The organism is Flavimobilis rhizosphaerae, from assembly GCF_014852685.1.
Taxonomy (GTDB): domain Bacteria; phylum Actinomycetota; class Actinomycetes; order Actinomycetales; family Cellulomonadaceae; genus Flavimobilis; species Flavimobilis rhizosphaerae.
In genome coordinates this window covers 172,839-178,929 of sequence record NZ_JACZDF010000008.1, presented here as the reverse complement: position 1 = coordinate 178,929, position 6,091 = coordinate 172,839, and the positions used below count along the sequence as shown (strand labels likewise).

General features: G+C 62.9%; 6 protein-coding genes. 1 reads left to right on the top strand and 5 read right to left on the bottom strand.

Annotated elements, in window-relative coordinates; genetic code table 11:
- Nucleotides 1-62 precede the first annotated feature (62 nt).
- The 3 genes from mobF to IGS67_RS13200 form a co-directional block, all read right to left on the bottom strand.
- Nucleotides 63-1,535, bottom strand: a complete 1,473-nt coding sequence (mobF, locus tag IGS67_RS13205) for a MobF family relaxase (protein ID WP_328742774.1) — start codon at nucleotides 1,533-1,535, stop codon at nucleotides 63-65.
- Between the two features lie 160 nt (nucleotides 1,536-1,695).
- On the bottom strand, nucleotides 1,696-1,830 hold the full coding sequence (locus tag IGS67_RS14230) for a hypothetical protein (protein WP_255180144.1): 135 nt from the start codon (nucleotides 1,828-1,830) through the stop codon (nucleotides 1,696-1,698).
- 347 nt (nucleotides 1,831-2,177) lie between these two features.
- The gene (locus IGS67_RS13200; RefSeq protein WP_010154754.1) at nucleotides 2,178-2,747 is read right to left on the bottom strand and encodes a TetR/AcrR family transcriptional regulator C-terminal domain-containing protein; all 570 of its coding nucleotides are present in this window, start codon (nucleotides 2,745-2,747) and stop codon (nucleotides 2,178-2,180) included.
- 38 nt (nucleotides 2,748-2,785) lie between these two features.
- Here IGS67_RS13200 and tet(33) point away from each other — a divergent pair, with 38 nt between their 5' ends.
- Nucleotides 2,786-4,009, top strand: coding sequence for a tetracycline efflux MFS transporter Tet(33) (tet(33), locus tag IGS67_RS13195; protein ID WP_192282067.1), 1,224 nt, complete (start codon nucleotides 2,786-2,788; stop codon nucleotides 4,007-4,009).
- A gap of 886 nt (nucleotides 4,010-4,895) precedes the next feature.
- Here tet(33) and IGS67_RS13190 read toward each other — a convergent pair.
- Both IGS67_RS13190 and IGS67_RS14085 read right to left on the bottom strand, forming a co-directional pair.
- Entirely contained in the window at nucleotides 4,896-5,573 is a 678-nt protein-coding gene (locus IGS67_RS13190) for a response regulator (RefSeq protein WP_010154757.1), read from the bottom strand.
- Entirely contained in the window at nucleotides 5,570-6,010 is a 441-nt protein-coding gene (locus tag IGS67_RS14085; RefSeq protein WP_064846260.1) for an MFS transporter, read from the bottom strand. The genes IGS67_RS13190 and IGS67_RS14085 overlap by 4 nt, the downstream gene beginning before the upstream one ends.
- Between the last annotated feature and the right edge of the window lie 81 nt (nucleotides 6,011-6,091).

The following is a 6,091-nucleotide window of genomic DNA, read 5'->3' as shown; positions in this document are numbered from 1 at the left end:
TTCTTCGATCATCTCGCTTCCCCAGCACCAGGTGCTGGATTCAGCGTGTCCAAGAACCGGGGTCAGGCCCCCACCACCGTTCCGGCTTTGGGTCGGAACACGCTCGACCCGTCCGCGCGACGAAACAGCGAGGGGCTCTTCGCGAGCTCGGGCGGAGTGAGGCGCAGCGAGACCCGTTCTGCGGCATCGACGATCTGCTGGGTGATGACGTCCCGGTCGTTCGCGGACGCGAAGCGGAGAGCCATCGTCTGTCGCACGGCCTCCGCGTGGAGGTTCCACCGTTTCCACGTCGCTCGCCGGTCACCGACCTGCTGCACCACGACCTCGGCGACCTCCTCGAGATCCTCCAACGGGATATCGTCTGCCCGCAGCAACGGTTCGTGCTCACTACCGGCGAGCAGTGCCGACGCCCAGGTTGGCGCGTCCTCACCCAGCAACGCGGTCGCGCGTTCTCGCCACTGGGAGGTGAGATCGCTGAGAGAGTGCTGCTGCTTCGGGGGCCGAGTCTCGAGCGTGGCCTGCTGCCGGAACTGCCACACCAGCTTCGGGGACGGCTGCCTCCCGTGCTTCGAGACGTAGTCGTCGACCAGCCGGTCTTTGACCTGCTCGATATCGCGAGTACGGGAAGAGAACTCGTCCATCAGCTCCTGCGGCACGCCAACGATCTCCCACGCCGTGGAGCGCCCCGCACCGCGCTCACGGGCTTCCCACCCGACGCCGAGGATCTGAGTGAGATGGTCCGAGAGGACCGCGTTGTAATGCTCCGATAGGCCGGTGACGGCGGCGTGGATAGCGCGAGAATCGAGCGTGCGCCACTTCCCGTCATGAGCTGCTTGCACGCGGTTGGCGACGACAATGTGCGTGTGGAGTTGTGGATCCGCGGCCCGAGAATCGTAATGATCGTAGGCAGTCGCAATCACACCCCGCACGTCGACTTGCGCGACGGCGCCACGCGCCCCTTTCGCGCCGACCCTGGTCATCGCGACGTCGCGCTCGAGTAGGGCGATCATGTCTCGGATCGCTGCGTGGTGAGCTTGGGCAATGAGTGCTTGCGTGCCGCCGTCGGCAACTGCCCAGAGGGTCGAGACGGACTTCGGGACCGAGAACGTGAGATCGAACCCTGCGACCGGCGCATTCGTTGGCTTCTGTGCTTCCTCCGCCTCGATCAGCGCTTGCTGCGCGGTACGCTCACCTGCGGTAAGGGACTTCGGGAGCTGATCGAGGCGGCGCTGCGTCCGCTCGCCCGCGGTGGCAAACTTTCGGTACGGACGCCCCAGTTGCTCGCCGCTGTTCGGATCCTGCCCGTGCCCCATGAGGCGCCGTAACTGCTCCTCGCTCACCGAGGCACCGACGGCGATCTCTCCGGCGAGTCCTGGGAGGCCGGCCCCGAGCCAGATGCCGGGAGGCGTTCCTGCTTCAAGGTAGTACCTTGTCAGCGCTGACGACGCATCGCGATCCCCGTCGCCAGCGACAACTGCGTTCAGCAGGTACCGGTACCCGTCCCCAGCGGTCATGACCCTGATCGAGATCGTCACACTGGGCAGGTGCGCCGCAGATCTTGGGATCTACCCTCGGAAGGCGGAGAGCGCGATGTTTGCGTCAATGCAGGGAGATAGCGAAGAGCGCGCTTCAACGGAGATGCTCGAATGGGTCCACGACGGATTGGACTCCGTGGTCGCGGCAGACGTAGACGATTCACACGCCGTACCCGTCGGCGCCGCTCGGCTCGGGGTCGCATTCTGCGCGGCAGACGTTACAGAGCCGGTGCTCGTTGCTCCCCCAGACCGTGACCTCGATATCGTCGGGGATCTCCATTCCGTCGAACTCCATATGCGGAGGTTAGCTGTCGCGGATTGAGTCGTGTCAAGATGCGGCACCGATGCTAAACCGCCGTTACCTATGGTCATCGCGCCGGTCACGCACTCGACGCTTAGTTCTTGAGGTACTCGAGGACGGCGATGACGCGCTTGTTTCCTGTGCGCTCGTTAAGGTCGAGCATGGTGAAGATGCTGCTGATGTGCCGTTCCGCGATCGCGACGCGACATGCATACGGTCCCTGATTTGCTCGTTAGTGAGCTCCGTAGCCATGAGCAAAACGTCAGTATCGCGGAGGAGCTGCTGCGGGAGCGGGAAAGGATTGACCTTACTGACGCAGAGACCCAAAGCGCGAGCATCCCTCATCGCTTTGATGCCAGCCCTTCAACCATTGCAACTAACCCGAACTCGAAATCTAGGTCTTGATCGACAGGCTCACATCCGTTGTCGAGCGCTGTTTGTTCTTCTAGTACGAAACCGACCGTATAGCGGCTGATAGCCATGAGAGCTCGGACCGCAGAGACCTCAGCGAATCCTTCGGACACGAGAAACTCGATCTGACTTTCGGGGGCATCCGAGCCCGCTGGCATCTGGTCACTCTTTTGACGGTGAAACTCTGCGTGCAGCCGTGCTCCATCCCGGACTGCCAGAAGCGCTGTCCGGAAGCTCCGCGCGTTGCGCAGGAGAAAGTCGTCCCAGCGCTCCCCTGACTCTGGGAGTGAGGCGTGGTGTTCGCGATCAAGCACATCAGCTGCGAGCGATCCGAGCAGGTGGCCCTTTGTCCGAAAGTGCCAGTAGAGCGCTGGCTGCTGCACCCGCAGATGCGCAGCCAGCGCCCGCGTGGTGAAACCGTCGATCCCCGTGTTATTGAGCACATGCCTCGCACCGCGCAAGACTGCTGCACGATCGAGTCGCGCTTGTTTCTGAGCCATGCTTGCACTTTATCATCGATAACTTTATCGTTGATAAGGTGTCATCTCTCACTTCCGCTCGTGGCTCGTTGGCCACGGTCCTCATCACGGCTAGCCTCGACGCCGCCGGCATGGGCCTGGTGATGCCGATTCTCCCCGCACTGCTACACGAGGCAGGGGCCACCGCTGATGCGGTTCCGCTGAACGTCGGAGTGCTGATCGCGCTCTACGCGGTAATGCAGTTCATCTTTGCCCCCGTACTGGGAACACTGTCGGACCGATTCGGCCGCCGCCGGGTGCTGCTTGTTTCCCTGGCCGGTGCGACCGTCGACTATCTCGTGCTCGCCACGGCATCCGCTCTGTCGGTGTTCTATATCGCCCGTGCAGTGGCTGGGATAACCGGAGCGACCAATGCGGTCACCGCCACCGTGATCGCCGACATCACGCCACCCCACCAGCGCGCCAAGCGTTTCGGTTTACTCAGTGCCTGCTATGGCGGCGGAATGATCGCGGGGCCAGCCATGGGTGGACTGTTCGGTGCCATCTCGCCACATCTGCCGTTTTTGCTCGCTGCTCTTCTCTCAGCGAGCAATCTGGCACTCACCTTTATCTTGTTACGCGAGACCCGTCCTGATTCCCCTGCGCGCTCTGCGTCGCTCGCTCAGCATCGTGGTCGCCCCGGCCTCAGCGCGGTGCCTGGGATTACCTTCCTATTAGTCGCATTCGGCCTTGTTCAATTCATTGGGCAGGCTCCAGGTGCGACCTGGGTGCTGTTTACTGAACACCGCCTCGACTGGAGTCCCGTCGAAGTTGGAATCTCCCTGTCCGTCTTCGGGATCGTACAGGTTCTCGTGCAGGCCCTCCTTACTGGCCGCATCGTGGAGTGGATCGGTGAGGCAAAAACAGTCATCATCGGGTGTGTTACCGACGCCTTGGGTCTCGTAGGCCTGGCGATTGTCACTGACGCATTTTCCATGGCGCCTATCTTGGCGGCACTGGGGATCGGTGGCATCGGCCTCCCCGCTCTGCAAACCCTTCTCTCCCAGCGCGTCGATGAACAGCACCAAGGGCGCCTCCAGGGTGTGCTCGCCAGCATCAACAGCGTCACATCGATCTTCGGACCGGTCGCTTTCACAACGATCTTCGCGCTCACTTACATCAACGCCGACGGCTTCCTCTGGCTCTGCGCCGCAGCACTCTACGTGCCCTGCGTGATTCTCATCATGCGTGGTACAGCAGCGTCCCCGAAGTTCGGCTCATGGGCGAGCGGCGACTCGATGTGAGTTGTGAGACGTGAGCAGGAGCAACACGGCGGCGACACTGCTTCGCCATGGCCGACTAGCGAGACGGCGCCACCGGGAAACTCGGCATCATCTACCAAGGACAGGTCAGCTGGGAGCCTGATAGACCCATCGAAATGTGCGTGCCGATCGCGGAGAAAGGCCGGGCGCATCGGATCGAGCCATAGCACCATGAGTCTTCACGGAAGTGCGTTGACGGAGACTTCGTTGTGAACCGGGCCAAGGGAGAGCTGGAGGCCCTCTCCGAGTGGCTTGCCGATGACATGAGCTGGACGCTCATCGAGAAATCCACACACAGCGGCCCCAGTGCAGCCCGAGAGGTGCGCCCGCCGTTCTCCCGAGCGGGTGGAGGTCATTTCTGTCGTCACCCACGGACGACGCGCTTCCTGCGACGGCTACCTCGAGGCTGGAGGAATGCGCGTCCGTTTCAGCCATGCGTTCCGCTTCGTCAGCACCCCCAAGACCGCGATGATCGCAGAACTGCGACGCTACTGCATCGAGACGCAGGTTGACTGAGGCCTGTGCGGACAGCACGAACGACCCTTAAGCCCGTAATCTGGGAACCGCAGAAACTACCCGATCGAAACGCAACTACTTTGCCGGCCCTACGGGGTTGGCTCGCGGTCGTCGTCCTTGGCCGCGACCGTGCGCAGGAGGTGCTTGTAGCCATCCCTCGCGATCATCACGCGCATCGAAACCGTCACGACGCTACTGCCTTCGACGATCAGGGGAGCGGGGACTGATCGCGGACGCGCTGTCCACTTTGGTTAAAAGATTGCGCCGCTGTAGACGACCGCCATCTAGATGCCGACGATGACCATGCTCTCGAGTGCGCCACTACCCACCATTAGTGTGGTCAGGGTCGGCTTCAGGTGATGAGTCCATGTCGGTAGGCGGTGATGGCGGCGTGGACACGGTTGTCGATGCCGAGGGTGTTGAAGAGCTGGGAGACGTATTGCTTGACGGTGCCTTCGGACAGATGCATGGCCCTGCCGATCTGGGCGTTGGAGAGTCCGCGAGCGATGTGGGTGAGGAGCTCGATCTGGCGCTCGGTGAGCAGGGCAGTGAGTTCGTCTCGCGCGGTTCGGGTGCGGTGGCCCGCTCGTTGCTCGGCGGCGAGCCAGCGGGCGACTCGAGGGGAGAACGCGCCTCCGCCGTGCGCGAGGGCCCTGACGCCGGCAATGAGTTGCTGAGGTTCGTCGGACTTGAGGAGGAAACCGAGGGCGCCGGCGTTGATCGCATCGGCGATGAGATGGTCGTCGGAAAAGGTGGTGAGCATGGCGATCGGAAGCTCGGGCAGTCGGTGCCGGATCTCACGGAGAGCTCCGATGCCGTCGAGTCGTGGCATCTGGATATCCAGCAGTGCGACGTCAACGCGGTGTGTTGCCGCGGCGTCGACGGCCTCGTGGCCGTTGCTGGCGAGGGCGGTGATGTCAAGGTCAGTGGCGGAGGCGAGAATAGCGGCGACGCCGGTGCGGACGAGCTGGTCGTCATCCGCGATCAGGACACGGATCGGCGGGGTGTCGGTGCGATCCTCCGGGGTCATGGCGCGGGAACCGTTCCGATCCTGCTGACCTGGTCGGAGGCGAAGCAGACGACGTGGACGTCGACTCGTTCGAAGAAGCTGATTTCCGCCTCGTAATAGTGACAGGTCTCGTCGGGGCGAGGCGGGAACTCATCGCGTGGAGGATCGAGCATCTCCAGGGCGGCCACCGCGTCCTGTCCGGCGACTCGAGGGGCAATGGCAGTCTGTGTGGTCTCGGTGACGACCGTAGTGGTGCCGACTAACCCAGCGACCAGGTACAAGTGGACCATGGTCAGCGAGTCCAGTGCCAGGGCAGTGATCACCGTCGCCAGCAGCATTGCTCGGACCAGGCCAGAGCCAGCGAGCAGCCGCACCGTGGGCGAGCGGTCGACCAGGACCCCAATCGGGATCCCCAGCACGAGGAATGCCAGTGTTCCGATGGCGTTGAGCAAACCCATCTGCGCAGCACTGGCTCCAAGAACCAGTACCGCCAAGACATCAGTTACGAAGTCGACACCCCGACGCCCAGCGGCATCCAA

Excerpts from the sequence above, each read along its gene's own strand:
- IGS67_RS14230 (WP_255180144.1), bottom strand. The coding sequence starts at position 1,830 with ATGGAGTTCGACGGAATGGAGATCCCCGACGATATCGAGGTCACGGTC.
- IGS67_RS13190 (WP_010154757.1), bottom strand. The coding sequence starts at position 5,573 with ATGACCCCGGAGGATCGCACCGACACCCCGCCGATCCGTGTCCTGATC.
- IGS67_RS14085 (WP_064846260.1), bottom strand. The coding sequence starts at position 6,010 with ATGGGTTTGCTCAACGCCATCGGAACACTGGCATTCCTCGTGCTGGGG.
- IGS67_RS13200 (WP_010154754.1), bottom strand. The coding sequence starts at position 2,747 with ATGGCTCAGAAACAAGCGCGACTCGATCGTGCAGCAGTCTTGCGCGGT.